We start from the raw sequence: 15,021 nt of genomic DNA, 5'->3' as shown, positions 1-15,021 counted from the left end.
GCTCTTGATCGTTTCGCGGCTCGCCTGGGCATCGGCGGACAGCGCGCTCTGCGCCGCCGGGCTGGCGCCCAGGGCATCCTGCAGCTTGAGGCCGTATTCGGCGTGCAGCTTTTCCAGGTCTTGCAGCAGCTCATCCAGCTTGCTGCTGGTGGAGGAATTGAGGAACCCCTGGCCGAGTGCGCCGGCTCCCATGGTGCGGCCCTGGCTGAGGGTCTCGGTGACGTGCGGGGTACCGGAAGTGATCAGTTCGGCCAACTGGCGCAGGTCGCGGGCGTCGTCCTGGCTCAGGCCCGCCTGGGACACCAGCAGCTTGTTGAAGACCTGCACTTCGCTGAGCAGGCGCGCGGCCATGGCCGACTTGCTCTGCAGCGAGCCCTCGGCGTCGACCGCCTTGAGACCGGCCAGCAGCTCATCGCGCTTGGCGTTGAACTCGGTGATCTGCTCGGCATCCTGGGACACCGGCTGCAGCGCGCCGATCTGCGCCTGCAGGTCCTTGTGCAACTGACCGATGCGCGCATCGAGGCCGGCGGCCTTGTTCGACTGGCCGAGAATCCCGTTGATCTGCAGCAGATCGTTGTAGGACTCGAGATGGCGGCGCACCTGCAGCCCGTTGCCGATCAGCTGGAGGCTTTCCAGTTCGGCGCGGGTACTGACGAACTGCCCGTAGGAGTCGCGCACCAGGTAGAAGTTGGTGATCAGCATCGGCAGAAAGAACAGCACGCTGATCAGGCTGAACTTCATGCCGAAGCTCAGACGGTTCATCAGCGCGATGGCCGGATAGAGCACGGTCCTCACAAAGACGTCTCCTGTTCCCGTTATTGTTATGTCGCTTGTCGGGGATGGTGCGGCGCGCCCCTGGACGGGTCGGCGCCATGAGCGCTCATCGGCGCGGCCACTGTCGTGCAGCAGCCGTCATCTCGCGCTTCGGAATCGATGTGTACCTGATATCGGCGGGGAGTTCTGTAACTTAAGGTTAAAATGCCATCATCGGACCGGCGGCCGCCGGCCCGATTCGCGGGATCAGAGCAGCAGTGTCCAGACGGCGAAGACCGCATACCAGAGTACCGCGGAGCGCACCAGCAACTGCCACAGGGCATCCAGGCTGGCGACGCCCTTGACGCCCAGGCCACCTTCGTTGAAGTCCTCGGCCACGTAGCCGGCGCGAGCCAGCAGACGAGCGGCAGGCACGTCCCAGGCCAGCAGGTCGTGCAGCAGGGTGCGCGTGACCGCGACGAAGTTGCCGACCAGGGCAAAGCTCAGCACCAGCGCGCGCGACGGCAGCCAGTCGAAGGCATGCCGCAATTGTGCGGCGCGCTCGCGCAGCACAGGCTGGCGCCCTTGCTCGGCAGCGATGGCGAGCAGCCGGTAGGCCAGCGCGGCCACCGGGCCGAGCAGTGCGTACCAGAAGATCACCGCGAAGAAGGCCTGGTAGGCCTCCCACACCAATGTGCCCTGCACCACGGCGAGCAGGTCGTCGTCGCCATCGGCCTGTACCTGCACACCCAAGTCACGTTCGGCAACGTGGTAGGCGGCCTGTGCGTCTTCGCGGCGCCAGGCATCGCGGAACGGCCCGATGGCGCGCAACACATCGCCGCGCCCCAGGCTCCACACCACCACCAGCAATTGCACCGGCAGCGCCAACAGGCCATAGGCCACCGGTTCAAGAATGGTCAGCAGCAGCGCCAGCAACAGCAGTGGCGGCAGGATCGCCACCATCACGCCGAGCCAGGGCTGCGCCAGCAGCGACTTCACACCGCCCACGGTGTCCAGCCAGCCGAGCCACCAGCCGTCCCGTTGCACCTTGGAGCGCCAGCCGGAGAACTTCTCGACCAGCAGGACCAGCAACAACACCAGAAAACTCATGTCGGCTCCTTCTTCAGGTCGGCGCCAATATCGGCAAAGTAGCGCACCCAGTCGAACGCCTCGCCGGGGTCGGTCTTGCGCTCCGGCGCGATATCGCAGTGACCCTGGATGCGCGCGGGGGTAATGGCCGGGTACACCTTACGCAACTGTCGTGTCAGCTGTGCCAGTACCTCGTACTGCCGCTCGCTGTAAGGTTCGGTATCGGTGCCTTCCAGCTCAATGCCGATGGAGAAATCATTGCAGTTCTCGCGCCCGTCGAAGCGCGACACACCGGCATGCCAGGCGCGCGCGTTGCAAGAGACGAACTGGAACAGCGAGCCGTCGCGCTCAATCAGGAAATGCGCGGACACCGTCAGGCTGCAGATGCTCGCGAAATACGGGTGCTCGTCGGCATCCAGGCGGTTCTGGAAGAACGCCTGCACCTTGCAGGTGCCGAACTGGCCGGGCGGCAGACTGATGTTGTGGATGACCAGCAGCGAGACTTCCTCGCCGTCCGGTCGGGCGTTGAAGTTCGGCGAAGGGCAGCGCTGGGCCTCGAGGCACCAGCCGGATTCGGGGTCGATCTGCATGGAGACTCCTTGGCAGAGCCCCACTCTAAAGCAGGCGACGGGGGAAATGAACTCGCTGGCACGCGGCCAGCGCGCTCAGAATCTGCTCACGATTTCGCGAGCTGGAGCAGAACAACGCGAAATCGGATGAGGGAGCGGAGTTTACACGCAGTAAATGAGCATGACTCGCTCCGCTCGCCCCTTCGGGGCCGCACCGAAGTACGTTAGCTGCAAGCGGCTGCCGGAACCGATTTCAACGCAGTGGTGCCGACGCGCGGCAGATCGTAAGCAGGTTCTCAGGCGTTCTTCAGGCGTCTCAGGTTGCCGATCACCGACTCCAGGGCGCGGTCGAACAGCAGGGCATCGTCGAGCAGGCGCACGGCATTGCGGCGGAACTCGACGGCCAGGCTCATGCGGGTCTTTTCCAGCACCTTCATGCCGGTGCGGTTGACGAAGATGTAGCGGCCACTCGGACGAATCACCGCGGCCAGCTTGCAACGCAGCTTGTGCTCTTCGTCTTCCTGGATTTCCACCCAGCTGCCGACACGCAGCTCATCGACCTTGCGCAGGGACTCGTCGTCATCGGCGAAGGCCTCCTCTGGCTCCACCGCCCGGGCCGGCTCCGGCGAGGCGAGGACGATCTCCTCGACCACCGCGACCATGGCCGGCTGGGCCACGGCAGGCGTGACGGCCGCCGCAGCGTCCAGCGGTTCGTCGAGCAGCGGCAGATCGTCTTCCAGGTCGAGCAAGGGCGCTTCCTCGACCTGCTTGTAGCGCTGGAAGGCCTGCACGTGCAGCCCTTCCAGGCGGCTGAAGAACTCACCGGTGGAGAACGGATCGAAGGCAGCCGAAGCCAAGCCCTCGCGCAGCGACTTGAGCAGTTGCGGCACCATTTCCAGCAGGCGCAGGCGGGAGTCCGGGTCCTCGTGGGGTTCGACGCTCCAGATCAGGTCATCCATGGTCGCCAGGGCGGCTTCCCACTCGCTGGAATGGGTGCCGTGCTTCAGGCAGGTCAGCAGCAGGACCTGGCTCCAGGCTTCCTGCAGCAGGCGCACCACCACTTCGGGAAGCGTGCGGCCGAGCAGGCGCTCATTGAGCACGCCTTCCACATCCTGGCGGGCCAGTTCAGCGCGGGCACGGCCTTCCTCGGCATCACGGGTGCGCTGCTCCAGCAGATCGCTGCGGCGGCGTTCGTCCCCGGTAAAGGCAATGAACTCATCGAGCAACTCGGAGAAGATCGCCGGATCGTCGACGAAGTCGTTCAGCAGGCGCATCACCACCTGCTCGATCTTCTGGTACAGCTGGTCGCGCTGGCCGTCGGACTGCTCGGCCCAGCCCAGGGCCGCCGAGGCGATCTCGTTGAGCAGGCGGCGCGCCGGGTGGCTGCCGCGGCTGAAGAAGGTCTTGTCGAGGACCGCGACCTTGAGCATCGGGATCTGCATGCGGCCGATCAGGGCCTTCAGCGAGTCCGGCAGGGTGCGGTCGTCGAGGATGAATTCGAAGAGCATGGAGACAAGGTTGATGACGTCCTCGTCCACCTGCCCCACCACGCGGGAGCGGCCGCTCTTGCTGCTGACGCGAGTCAGCAGGTGGTCCAGGTGCTGACGCACGTCGATCTCGTCGATGCTCTGCGCCGGCAGGTGCGACTGCAGGTGAGACAGCAGGCGCATCAGGTCGTTACTGGTAATCGGTACGGCATCCGCCGGCATCGGGCGGGCGGGTGCGGCGCTGCCGCGGACCTGCGAAAGCAGATCGCGCAACGCGGCGAAGGCCGCCTGGCTGTCGGCATCCATGTACTGGCCGACAGCAGCCTGCTCGCCCCCTTCCGCGGCAGCAGCGGCCGGCGCAGCGCCCTGGCTGCCGGGCACGGTGCGTTGCGGAGGGCGGCGCAGCGGAACGGACTTGAGCTCCGGAAGCACCCCCAGCGCGATCAGCGTCTGGTTGGCTTCCGCGTACAGATGCTCGGCATCGGCCAGCACGTACTTCTCGAAGAGTTTGAGGATGATCAGCTTGACCTTGATCTCCACGCCCAGCCCACGGCAGGCCTCGAGGAAGGCTTCGCAGAGCTGGCGCGGACCGAGCGGGTTGCTCTTGTCCTCGACCTTCTTGCTGACTAGGGTGTTGATGCGGGTGGTGAGGTGAGTCAGGGCGACGCCGTCGCGGCTCATCACCTTGGCGACCATGGCGTCCAGCGCGACGGATTCTTCCAGCTCGTCGTTCTGCACCAGGGTCAGATTCTCGTAGGACACCGTGTCCAGTACCGGGGCGCGGCCGATTTCGTACTGGTTCAGGTTGGCGAAGCTCTCGAAGACCTTCTGCAGGAAGCCGCGCTCGATGCCCTTGCGCTTGAGGCGAAGGTCGCGCATCGCTTCGAAGTAGGCGCTCTGCTCGGCGTTGTTGGCCGCGCGATCGGCCATCTCGAACAGGGTGTCGTCGGCATTGTCGAACAGGGCCTGCATGGCATGACGCAGTTGGACGGCGACCTTATCGCGGACAGCGACGAGCCCCGCCGGAACGCGTCCAGCGAACGAAGTCTGCGAGGTTTCCGTGGCCGGCTTGGTCAGCGGCACTACGTTCGCGTCGTTCTGCATCGCAAGTCTCCTGCCGTCAGACACATCTGGCGGCACCAACAGTCATCGAGGCGTCATCCGTAACGTCAATTTAGTGGCGTCAAAAAGCGGAAATCTTCAACGTCATTATAGGGAAGCTTCTTACACAACCAAGAGACATTTCACGCATTCTTGAAGAAATTCACACGGAAGCACCCGCCGTCCGTCCGACAGATGACACGACAGTCCGAAAAGCACCCTGCCCTGCACGCCGCGCGCTGCCGACCGTATAATCGCGCCACTGCGAACAGGAGCCTTCCATGCCGAACCTCACCCTCGCCGAGCTTTCCGGGGAAATCCAGGCCAACGTCCGCGCCGCACTGGCCGAAGACGTCGGCAGCGGCGACATCACCGCCCAGTTGATCCCTGCCGAGCGCGACGCCAACGCCCGCATCATCACCCGGGAAAACGCCACCATCGCCGGCACCGCCTGGGTCGACGAGGTGTTCCGCCAGGTCGACCCGCGCGTGCAGGTCAACTGGCAGGTTCGCGATGGCGAGCGCGTCAGCGCCGACCAGACACTGTTCACCCTCGATGGTCCGGCTCGCGCCCTGCTGACCGGCGAACGCAGCGCGCTGAACTTCCTCCAGCTGCTCTCCGGCACCGCCAGCCGCGCCCGTCACTACGCCGACCTGGTGGACGGCACCGGCGTGAAGCTCCTCGACACCCGCAAGACCCTGCCCGGCCTGCGCCTGGCGCAGAAGTACGCCATTACCTGTGGCGGCTGCCATAACCACCGTATCGGCCTCTACGATGCGTTCCTGATCAAGGAAAACCATATCGCTGCCTGCGGCGGCATTGCCCAGGCCATCGCAGCCGCCCAGCAGATCGCCCCCGGCAAGCCGGTGGAGATCGAGGTGGAGGATCTGGACGAGCTGCGCCAGGCCCTGGACGCCGGCGCCGATATCGTCATGCTCGACGAGCTGAGCCTGGATGACATGCGCACCGCCGTCGCCCTCACCGCAGGCCGCGCCAAGCTGGAAGCCTCGGGCGGCATTACCGAAAGCACCTTGCGCACCATCGCCGAAACCGGGGTCGACTACATCTCCATCGGCACCCTGACCAAGGACGTCAAGGCGCTGGACCTGTCGATGCGCCTGGGCCTGTAAGCCGGCGTACGGCTCTTCGGCCCTGCCGACACGGTCAAGCCGCCCCTGATAGTGCCGATTCGTGCGCCTCTGACATACTCAGACGCTCACGAATCGGCAAACAGCGAAGGGAAAGGCGCGATCATGACGAAAAGGATTCTGCTGACTGGTGGCTGTGGCTACATCGGTTCCCATATCTGCCTGGAACTGATCGAGCAGGGCTTTCACCCCGTCGTCCTCGACAATCTCAGCAACAGCTCGCCTATCCCACTGCAACGCATCGAGCAACTCACCGGGCAGGCGATCCCCTTCGTGCAAGGCGACGTTCGCGACGAAACCGCTCTCGATCGCCTGTTCGGCGAATACGAGATCAATGCCACCATTCACCTCGCCGGCCTGAAGTCCGTCGCCGAATCGGTCGCCGATCCCATCGCCTACTACCAGACCAACTTCGCCGGCACCGTCACGCTCTGCCAGGTCATGCAACGCCATGGCGTGAAGCGCTTCATCTATAGCTCCTCGGCGACCGTCTACGGCCTGGCGGCGCAGAGCCCGATCCGCGAAGACGCGCCCACCGGGCCGGCCAGCCCCTACGGCCAGTCCAAGCTGATGGCAGAAATCGCCCTGCGTGACATCGCACAGGCCGATCCGCAGTGGACCATGGCCATCCTGCGCTATTTCAATCCCGTGGGCGCCCACGCCAGCGGCCGCATCGGCGAAGACCCCAACGGCATCCCCAACAACCTGATGCCCTATGTCTCCCAGGTCGCCACCGGCAAGCAGCCGTTCATCCGCGTCTTCGGCAACGACTACCCCACCCCGGACGGCACCGGCGTGCGCGATTACCTGCATGTGGTCGACCTGGCCACCGCCCACCTCAGCGCCCTGCGCTGGCTGGACGGCGCCAGCGGCGCGAAGACCTTCAACATCGGCACCGGCCGCGGCTACAGCGTGCTGGAGATCATCCGTGGCTATGAAAAGGCCTGCGGTCGCGAACTGCCCTTCCAATTCCTGCCCCGCCGCGACGGCGACATCGCCAGCTACCACGCCGACCCGACCCTGGCCGGCCAGGAACTACACTGGACAGCCACCCGCGACATCGACGACATGTGCCGCGACGCCTGGAACTGGCAGAGCCAGAATCCCAACGGCTACGCCTGATTTTTCGTCTAGTCGGAAAACAAAAAGCCCCGCTCGAAAGCGGGGCTTTTTGTTGGAGCTGGTGCCGGTAAGAGGAATCGAACCCCCGACCTTCTCATTACGAATGAGCTGCTCTACCGACTGAGCTACACCGGCGGCGGCGCAAGCGTAGCATCCCATTTTAGAAAAATAAACACGCCAACCAAGACTATTGAAGAATGCCTCGCCCATACTTGTACTCGGTAATCATATTATCATCCGTAACGACTTCAGCGGGTCTATCCATCTTGATTGATCCCTTAAACTCATCCCAATCAAGAAAGCCTTGATCCGAGTACCCCCTAACAACTCGAATGACGTTCGGATCTCCACAGTCTGGAACCCCGAGGCGTCGAAGATCAATCTCGCAGAATGAACCTATAAAGCCTCTCTCCCTCCCTCGAAAATCCGCCTTACCCACATAAATGAAATTCGAATACTTGTATGCATAGGGGAAAACACGGGAAGCCGTGTAGAAAACATCCGCCGAGCCAGTGGAGTTGAAGGCCGCAACCCCTTCAGGAGAAAGCGCCCTGAATATGACCCCCATAAACTCCTTGGACAGTAGCGCACCAGAATACGCACGCCAATGCCAAGTAGTATTCATGACAATAAGATCGTACTGCTGCCCCTGCTCAACCTTTCTCTCTAGCCATTGGCGCCCATCTTCAATAGACAAAGAAACCCTACTATCGGAAAGATAGTCAGAATATCCAGGATAGCGCTTTGCCAACTCTACATATCCATCATTTATTTCAACAACATCAACACTTTCAACCCCTGGAAACTCAGAGACAACCTTCAGCCAAGCGCCACTACTCAAACCAATAACCGCCACCCTTTTCGGGCGTTTCACCAGAGAGGAAAGCAAATAAACTCGCTCTATACCATTAACATTATGGGAAATATCAACATTAAAAGCACCATCATACACATTCCCACCAAAGACGCGATCCGGGCTTAATCCATCTGAGACCGTATAGATAACCCCGTGCCGATTCTCGATAATATTCCCCACATCGGCAACCGGCTCAAAATCCTGCCGCAGCAACTCTCCAAGCACCTTAGAAGACCACGGATAAACAATTAAAACCAAAGGGGCGACTGCCAAAACCAGCGCAGCACGCCAAATCCTCAATGATGTCAAGCAAAGAAAACCAAGCGCAAGACTGAGTAGAGCAAATATACATATAGCACTATACATTGAAACATATTCAATCAGCACAAAACCCACAAACAAGGGTCCCATTGCCGAGCCTAGTACGTTCGCCGAATACACTCGAGACAGAGTCCCCCCCAAATTCTTACCTAGCACACTAAAGCAATGGTGAAGAAGAGGAAAAACCGCCCCCTTGAAGAAAGCACCAGCAGCGATCAGAACACCAAGAAGTAGATTCCAAAGAGGCCAATCATTTCGTTTATACATGAGCATCGGCACAAGGAACAGTATCAAAGACGAGGAAACTAGCAAGCACCCGACCTTATCCAGATCCGGCGCCCCCCATGCAACGACCCGCCTAGAGAACCAAGCCCCCAAGGATATTCCCAATATAAAAAAGAACAATACAAAAGAAAATGACTGAGGCACAGAATGAAAACTAAAGGAAACAATCCTTACCCAGACAATCTCCTCACCCAAACTCAGAAACCCGACAAGAAAAGAAAGCCAGACAAAGATAACACTCCCAGATTTACTCATCGCCCCCTCCACAGCAACCCTCCCATTGCAGCCACCAAGAAATTCAATATTACCGCGGTCAATATGACGGCTCTCAGCCCAAAAAAATCAAACACCCAAAAACCCAGAAAATAGCAAGAAAAGGCAGCCCCAAGAGTGTTGTAGAAGTACAGCCATCCAACAGCACCACCGACACTCTCTCCTCGCTCGACAAGTGACACTGCCAGGAGCGGAAGGCTAGCCCCCATCAAGGTAGTCGGCACAATCAAAACAAAAAAAGCCCCCACCCACGCTATCCAATTTCCGCCGGCGATACCCAGACTTGAGAAGAAGCCTAAACTCAACAAACCCGCTATACCAACCAGAAACTCAAACAGCGCGAATAGCAGTACACACTTATCACGATATCGATCAGAAAGCACGCCTCCCAACCGCCCCCCGAGTCCTAGCCCCAGCATAAAAACTGAAACTATTATGGTCACCGAACGAATATCGACACCTAAAGCCAAAAACAGCAATCTCTGCCAAACCACCTGGTAAAAAAGTCCGGCCACTCCCGAAAAAAAGAAAGCCCCCCCCACCACCAGCAGAACAGTTTTCTGGTTATAGCTTACAAGACGCATTCGCCAAATCCTTGTCATAATCCATAACTCGACCACCATCTATAGTCACGAGTCTCTTTCCACTCTTGTACGCAGAACTCGAGAAGCTACTCTCTCGCTCTTTTTTTGAAAGCTCAAACCCAGCTGACTGGAGGAAGGTCAGATAAAAGTCCCCCATATAAACCCGTTCACGCGAATTATTTCGTATCGCCTGCAACTCGCCATCATGGTTCTTAGCGTATCCATCCGAATACCAGAAGAGCGCCGGAACATGAAAATTGTACTTAGAGAAAAACCCATGCCCCGCCAAGCTACACCCAGGATCGAACAGAGACTGACCGTGATCCGATGCATACCACATAAATGACACACCAGCTTGTTGACGCAACCTCTCGATAACAGCAGATAGGAGATAATCAGTGTACCGCACACTATTATCGTAAGAATTAACAATTACTTCCTTCTGCGCAGCATCAAAGAGGTTAGGAACACTATCCCGCTTGGGCGAAGGCTTATACTCATCAAACTCAGGGGGATATCGTCGCTGGTAAGGCGTGTGACTACCGAGCGTGTGCAGAACAATCAGGCGCCTCTGACTTCCATCAGATAAGACCCTGGACAACTCAGGTAATAAATCGCCATCCACACCCCCCTTATTAAGGTAATTCCCAAGATTAAGATACTGCACATGATCAGCCAGCGAAGCATATATACCAATTGCCGTATCATGAACACCAACCGGCATCTGCATGGACAGCCAATAGACCTTAAAGCCGGCCTTTTTGAAGTCAGAAATCCAGGAAGTCTTGAAATTCCCAACAGAGATGTCATTTGCAGTAGTTTTACTTAAAATAACTGGAACCGCCGTACGCGTCGCCGCAGTGACAGAAACTGCATTCGAAAAAAATATCATGTTATCCAGCGCACCAAGACGTGGAGTGGTATCTCTTTCGTAACCGGCCAGCCCCCAATGATCAGCCCTAGAAGACTCACCAATAACTACGACATAGTTTTCCTCAGGCACCCCCCTGCTAAAATCCGCACTCCTGTCATGTACGTCAGTGGCCGTCCTCAGCATGCTAGCGTGCTCTTCCAGCACCCCCAGTTGCTGAAAATAATCAAAGACCCGAATAACGAGACCGAACGGGTAGGTCTTCCTATAGTCCCCTATATCCATGGGAAACTGATATGGATCGAATTCAGTATAAAGATCCGCAATAGCATCCCGGCCTTGATCTGTCACAATATGGCCATAAAAGTTAACCAACAGCGCACTCAACGAAGCCAATGCGATCCACCAGCGCGATCGATGACGCCATTTCAGCCGCCACCTCGCACAACCAATGCCGACCGTACAGACCAACACCAACCATAAGATATATGAGAACAGCCACCCTAAACCGGAACCGATATAACCTTGAATTTCATCAAAATTGGTCTCAGAGATTATCGAGATAACATGCGAGGACGATGGGCTGCCATAAACCCAGACATAGAAGATTTCGAATGGCAATAGAACGACAAATATGGAGTTGACCAGCAGCCACCTAGCAGGTGTTCCCAGAAGGGCCAGCAGAAAAATCTCGGCGAGGAGGACGAATGGCAAGGGGTCTGCCAACTCTAGCAAGTCAAGACAATCCCATACAAAGGCAACCGGACTATCAAAGATGGAAATCATCCCTTCAATATAAGGCGAGAAGAGACCATAGTTCGGAGCTAGAAGCAGAAAGAAAATTACAACAAAGAGAGCCCACAAGATGCGATTCATTCTTTCTTCTCAAAAATAAAAAAAGGCGAGCAACGCTCGCCTTTCTTTTACGCCAAAACTAAATCAGGTCGAAGAACGGCAGGAGGCCGGGAAGAATTTCGCAACAGCAGTGGAAGATACAGTGCACTTCCAACCCAGAGCGCCAGTGTAGCTCGAGCCCAGAGCAGTGCTACCATCGCTCTGCATCGGAGTCAGGGTAACGACGGCAGCATCCAAAGTACTATCACCGGTACCTTGCACGGCAACAGCGATAACACCAGTGGTGACGGTTACGCTTTTAACGTACTTGGAGTTGATGTTGGTTGCGGTAGCATCCAGACCAGCAGCAGTGTTATCAGCTGGCAGGGTGCCGGTAGCCTGATAGGACTCAGCAACAGCAGTCTTTGCGGCGCCAACAAAGCCCAACACCTCACTCATCTTGGCACGCTTGGTATAATCTTGGTAAGCCGGCAGGGCGATAGCGGCCAGGATACCGATGATTGCTACTACAATCATCAATTCAATAAGAGTAAAGCCTTTCTGAGCCTTCATAATTTTCTCCTGAGGTTTAGAGTCGGTCTTAGGACCTGAAACTGGATAAGCATATTCCATGCCAAAATCTGAATAGCCATGAATTTGAGGCATCAACAGGAAACCAATTGCTCACCTTCGCGAAAATTTCGCAGGAAGTGACATTTTTCGGCACCACCCCCACTGTGATTTGGCACCTCACTTCAACTACGTTATAAGGCATCCAATTCTCTATTTGGCCACCCTCCATGAACGATCAAGTCGTCTTGTCAGGCCTCGCACGTCAACTGGTCAACTCCCAGTTGCTGGACGAGAAAAGCGCTCAGCAAGCCCAGCAACAGGCCCAGCGAAACAAGCTACCTTTGGTAACCTATCTGGTTCAGAACAAGCTGGTGAAAAGCCGGCCATTGACTGAACTAGCTGCGGAGCAGTTTGGCGTAGCCTTTTGCGATCTGAGCAGCCTGGATCGCGAGAGCTTTCCGAAAGAACTGGTAACCGAGAGACTGGTCAGGCAACACCGTGTTCTGCCTTTATGGAAGCGCGGAAACAAGCTATTCGTCGGAGTCTCGGACCCAACGAACCATCAGGCAATCACTGACATTCAGTTCAGTACCGGTCTGACCACCGAAGCTATCCTCGTTGAGGACGACAAACTCGGTGATGCCATTGAGAAAATGTTCGAAAGCGCTACCGGCGGGCTCGATGATCTGGGCGATGTTGATCTGGACGGTCTGGACATCGAGAGTGGGAATGTAGAGCAAAAGGATGACACCCCAGGCAGCGATGCGGATGACGCACCGGTTGTCCGCTTCGTCAATAAGATGCTGCTCGACGCGATCAAGGGTGGTTCCTCTGACCTGCACTTCGAGCCTTACGAAAAGATCTATCGTGTACGCTTCCGAACTGACGGTATGCTACATGAGGTCGCCAAACCGCCAATCCAGCTGGCGAGCCGTATTTCAGCACGCCTGAAAGTGATGGCCGGTCTGGATATTTCCGAACGCCGCAAGCCCCAGGACGGCCGAATCAAGATGCGGGTATCCAAGACCAAATCTATCGACTTTAGGGTCAACACCTTGCCCACGCTATGGGGCGAGAAAATCGTGATGCGGATTCTGGACTCCTCCAGTGCCCAGATGGGCATTGATGCTCTGGGTTACGAGGAAGCTCAGAAGCAGCTCTACCTAGATGCATTGAAACAGCCGCAAGGCATGATTCTGGTGACCGGCCCCACCGGCTCGGGCAAGACGGTGTCGCTCTACACCGGCCTGAACATCCTCAACACCCCGGACATCAACATTTCCACCGCCGAAGACCCGGTGGAGATCAACCTGGAGGGTATCAACCAGGTGAACGTCAACCCACGCCAGGGCATGGACTTCGCCCAGGCCCTGCGAGCTTTCCTGCGCCAGGATCCTGACGTGATCATGGTGGGCGAGATCCGTGACCTGGAAACAGCCGAGATTGCTATCAAGGCCGCCCAGACCGGCCATATGGTGATGTCTACCCTGCACACCAACAGCGCCGCGGAGACGCTGACGCGCCTGCTGAACATGGGGGTCGCCTCATTTAACCTGGCCACCTCGACAAACCTCATCATCGCTCAACGCCTGGCACGCAAGCTCTGCTCTCAATGTAAAAAAGAGCATGACGTTCCAAAGGAGGCCCTTCTGCATGAAGGCTTCCCCGAGGACAAGCTAGGTACCTTCAAGTTGTACTCCCCGGTTGGGTGCGATAATTGCAACGGGGGGTACAAGGGTCGTTTGGGTATTTATGAAGTGGTTAAAATCACGCCAGCACTGCAACGGATTATCATGGAGGAAGGCAACTCCATTCAGATCGCAGAACAGGCCCGTAAAGAAGGCTTCAACGATCTGCGTACCTCGGGCTTGATGAAAGCCATGCAAGGCATTACCAGCCTCGAGGAAGTCAACCGCGTGACCAAGGATTAATCCATGGCGGAAAAAATATTGAAGAGCAGTGTCTTTGTTTGGGAGGGCACCGATCGAAAGGGTGGGAAGGTAAAAGGAGAGCTTTCCGGAACCAACACCGCACTGGTTAAGGCGCAGTTGCGCAAGCAAGGCATTAATCCGACCAAAGTGCGCAAAAAGGGGATCTCCCTGCTGAACAAAGGCAAGAAGATCAAACCCATGGACATCGCCCTATTCACTCGTCAGATGGCAACCATGATGGGATCGGGCGTTCCGCTGCTGCAGTCTTTCGACATCATTGGCGAGGGGTTCGACAATCTGAACATGCGCAAGCTGGTCGAAGAGATCAAACAGGAGGTCGCTGCCGGCAACAGCTTGGCCAACTCGCTACGCAAGAAACCAATGTACTTTGATGACCTGTACTGCAACCTCGTGGATGCCGGCGAACAATCGGGCGCACTGGAAACGCTGCTCGACCGAGTCGCTACCTACAAGGAGAAGACCGAATCTCTGAAGGCCAAGATCAAGAAGGCGATGACCTATCCCATTGCGGTAGTAGTCGTTGCTGTCATTGTTTCAGCCATTCTGCTGATTAAGGTAGTACCTCAGTTCCAGAGCGTTTTCTCCAGCTTCGGCGCAGAACTACCCGCGTTCACACAGATGGTCATTTCTCTTTCTGAAGTTTTGCAGCAATGGTGGTTTATTTTTTTGGTTGTGCTGTTTGCCATTGCATTTATGCTTCGAGAACTTCACCGGCGCTCAGAGAAGTTCAGGGACTCGGTTGATCGTTCTGTTCTGAAGCTGCCGATTGTGGGAGATATCCTCTATAAGTCGGCGGTAGCTCGCTACGCTCGTACCCTATCCACTACATTTGCCGCAGGTGTGCCGCTAGTTGAGGCCTTAGATTCCGTTTCTGGCGCAACCGGCAACGTTGTCTTCCGTAATGCCGTGCACAAGATCAAACAGGACGTATCCTCCGGCACTCAGCTAAACTTTTCCATGCGCACCACCGGTGTGTTCCCCAGCATGGCCATTCAGATGGCGGCTATCGGAGAAGAGTCCGGCTCGCTGGACAACATGCTGGACAAGGTAGCCAGCTACTACGAAGAAGAAGTCGACAACGCCGTCGATAACCTGACCACCCTGATGGAGCCGATGATCATGGCCGTCCTGGGGGTCCTGGTCGGCGGTCTCATTATCGCGATGTACCTGCCGATCTTCCAACTGGGCTCTGTCGTCTAACCC

General features: G+C 57.4%; 11 protein-coding genes and 1 tRNA gene. 4 read left to right on the top strand and 8 right to left on the bottom strand.

The features are described from left to right. Window positions 1-1,020 precede the first annotated feature (1,020 nt). From ampE to AC1ZV1_RS05110, 3 genes are all read right to left on the bottom strand, one after another. Window positions 1,021-1,863 (bottom strand): regulatory signaling modulator protein AmpE, encoded by an 843-nt coding sequence (gene ampE, locus AC1ZV1_RS05120; protein ID WP_484295788.1) that lies wholly within the window; start codon window positions 1,861-1,863, stop codon window positions 1,021-1,023. Continuing rightward, a complete protein-coding gene (ampD, locus tag AC1ZV1_RS05115) occupies window positions 1,860-2,432 on the bottom strand; it encodes a 1,6-anhydro-N-acetylmuramyl-L-alanine amidase AmpD (RefSeq protein WP_484295787.1) in 573 nt (190 codons plus the stop codon). Before ampD ends, ampE begins: the two co-directional genes overlap by 4 nt. 275 nt (window positions 2,433-2,707) lie before the next feature. Beyond that, a complete protein-coding gene (locus AC1ZV1_RS05110; RefSeq protein WP_484295786.1) occupies window positions 2,708-5,002 on the bottom strand; it encodes a DUF1631 domain-containing protein in 2,295 nt (764 codons plus the stop codon). Between the two features lie 278 nt (window positions 5,003-5,280). Here AC1ZV1_RS05110 and nadC point away from each other — a divergent pair, with 278 nt between their 5' ends. Together nadC and galE are read left to right on the top strand one after the other, a co-directional pair. Continuing rightward, the gene (gene nadC / locus AC1ZV1_RS05105) at window positions 5,281-6,129 is read left to right on the top strand and encodes a carboxylating nicotinate-nucleotide diphosphorylase (protein ID WP_484295785.1); all 849 of its coding nucleotides are present in this window, start codon (window positions 5,281-5,283) and stop codon (window positions 6,127-6,129) included. Window positions 6,130-6,252: 123 nt separating this feature from the next. Continuing rightward, entirely contained in the window at window positions 6,253-7,269 is a 1,017-nt protein-coding gene (gene galE / locus AC1ZV1_RS05100) for a UDP-glucose 4-epimerase GalE (RefSeq protein WP_484295784.1), read from the top strand. 59 nt (window positions 7,270-7,328) lie between these two features. Here galE and AC1ZV1_RS05095 read toward each other — a convergent pair. The 5 genes from AC1ZV1_RS05095 to AC1ZV1_RS05075 all read right to left on the bottom strand — a co-directional run bounded on the left by AC1ZV1_RS05095 (window position 7,329) and on the right by AC1ZV1_RS05075 (window position 11,959). Further along, window positions 7,329-7,404, bottom strand: a tRNA-Thr gene (locus AC1ZV1_RS05095). A 52-nt stretch (window positions 7,405-7,456) separates the two neighbouring features. Continuing rightward, on the bottom strand, window positions 7,457-8,986 hold the full coding sequence (locus tag AC1ZV1_RS05090) for a spermidine synthase (RefSeq protein ID WP_484295783.1): 1,530 nt from the start codon (window positions 8,984-8,986) through the stop codon (window positions 7,457-7,459). After that, window positions 8,983-9,588: a spermidine synthase family protein gene (locus AC1ZV1_RS05085; protein ID WP_484295782.1), complete on the bottom strand. Its 606-nt coding sequence runs from the start codon at window positions 9,586-9,588 to the stop codon at window positions 8,983-8,985. The genes AC1ZV1_RS05090 and AC1ZV1_RS05085 overlap by 4 nt, the downstream gene beginning before the upstream one ends. Continuing rightward, window positions 9,569-11,335, bottom strand: coding sequence for a phosphoethanolamine transferase (locus tag AC1ZV1_RS05080; RefSeq protein WP_484295781.1), 1,767 nt, complete (start codon window positions 11,333-11,335; stop codon window positions 9,569-9,571). Before AC1ZV1_RS05080 ends, AC1ZV1_RS05085 begins: the two co-directional genes overlap by 20 nt. Before the next feature lie 63 nt (window positions 11,336-11,398). Beyond that, window positions 11,399-11,959: a pilin gene (locus AC1ZV1_RS05075; protein WP_484295780.1), complete on the bottom strand. Its 561-nt coding sequence runs from the start codon at window positions 11,957-11,959 to the stop codon at window positions 11,399-11,401. 134 nt (window positions 11,960-12,093) lie between these two features. On the opposite strand from AC1ZV1_RS05075, the gene pilB reads away from it, so the two are divergent. Then, complete coding sequence (gene pilB, locus AC1ZV1_RS05070; protein WP_484295779.1) at window positions 12,094-13,797, top strand: type IV-A pilus assembly ATPase PilB; 1,704 nt, start codon at window positions 12,094-12,096, stop codon at window positions 13,795-13,797. Between the two features lie 3 nt (window positions 13,798-13,800). Next, window positions 13,801-15,018, top strand: a complete 1,218-nt coding sequence (locus tag AC1ZV1_RS05065; RefSeq protein ID WP_484295778.1) for a type II secretion system F family protein — start codon at window positions 13,801-13,803, stop codon at window positions 15,016-15,018. The last annotated feature ends 3 nt before the right edge of the window (window positions 15,019-15,021 follow it).

The organism is Pseudomonas sp. BB438 (assembly GCF_057180225.1).
Note: the sequence above shows the minus strand (reverse complement) of the source record. Positions and strands in the feature narration are given on the sequence as shown.

What these genes read in the sequence shown, in the direction of transcription:
- AC1ZV1_RS05090 (WP_484295783.1), bottom strand. Translation starts at nt 8,986, where the DNA reads ATGAGTAAATCTGGGAGTGTTATCTTTGTCTGGCTTTCTTTTCTTGTC.
- ampE (WP_484295788.1), bottom strand. Translation starts at nt 1,863, where the DNA reads ATGAGTTTTCTGGTGTTGTTGCTGGTCCTGCTGGTCGAGAAGTTCTCC.
- galE (WP_484295784.1), top strand. Translation starts at nt 6,253, where the DNA reads ATGACGAAAAGGATTCTGCTGACTGGTGGCTGTGGCTACATCGGTTCC.
- pilB (WP_484295779.1), top strand. Translation starts at nt 12,094, where the DNA reads ATGAACGATCAAGTCGTCTTGTCAGGCCTCGCACGTCAACTGGTCAAC.
- ampD (WP_484295787.1), bottom strand. Translation starts at nt 2,432, where the DNA reads ATGCAGATCGACCCCGAATCCGGCTGGTGCCTCGAGGCCCAGCGCTGC.
- AC1ZV1_RS05085 (WP_484295782.1), bottom strand. Translation starts at nt 9,588, where the DNA reads ATGCGTCTTGTAAGCTATAACCAGAAAACTGTTCTGCTGGTGGTGGGG.
- AC1ZV1_RS05110 (WP_484295786.1), bottom strand. Translation starts at nt 5,002, where the DNA reads ATGCAGAACGACGCGAACGTAGTGCCGCTGACCAAGCCGGCCACGGAA.
- nadC (WP_484295785.1), top strand. Translation starts at nt 5,281, where the DNA reads ATGCCGAACCTCACCCTCGCCGAGCTTTCCGGGGAAATCCAGGCCAAC.
- AC1ZV1_RS05065 (WP_484295778.1), top strand. Translation starts at nt 13,801, where the DNA reads ATGGCGGAAAAAATATTGAAGAGCAGTGTCTTTGTTTGGGAGGGCACC.
- AC1ZV1_RS05075 (WP_484295780.1), bottom strand. Translation starts at nt 11,959, where the DNA reads ATGCCTCAAATTCATGGCTATTCAGATTTTGGCATGGAATATGCTTAT.
- AC1ZV1_RS05080 (WP_484295781.1), bottom strand. Translation starts at nt 11,335, where the DNA reads ATGAATCGCATCTTGTGGGCTCTCTTTGTTGTAATTTTCTTTCTGCTT.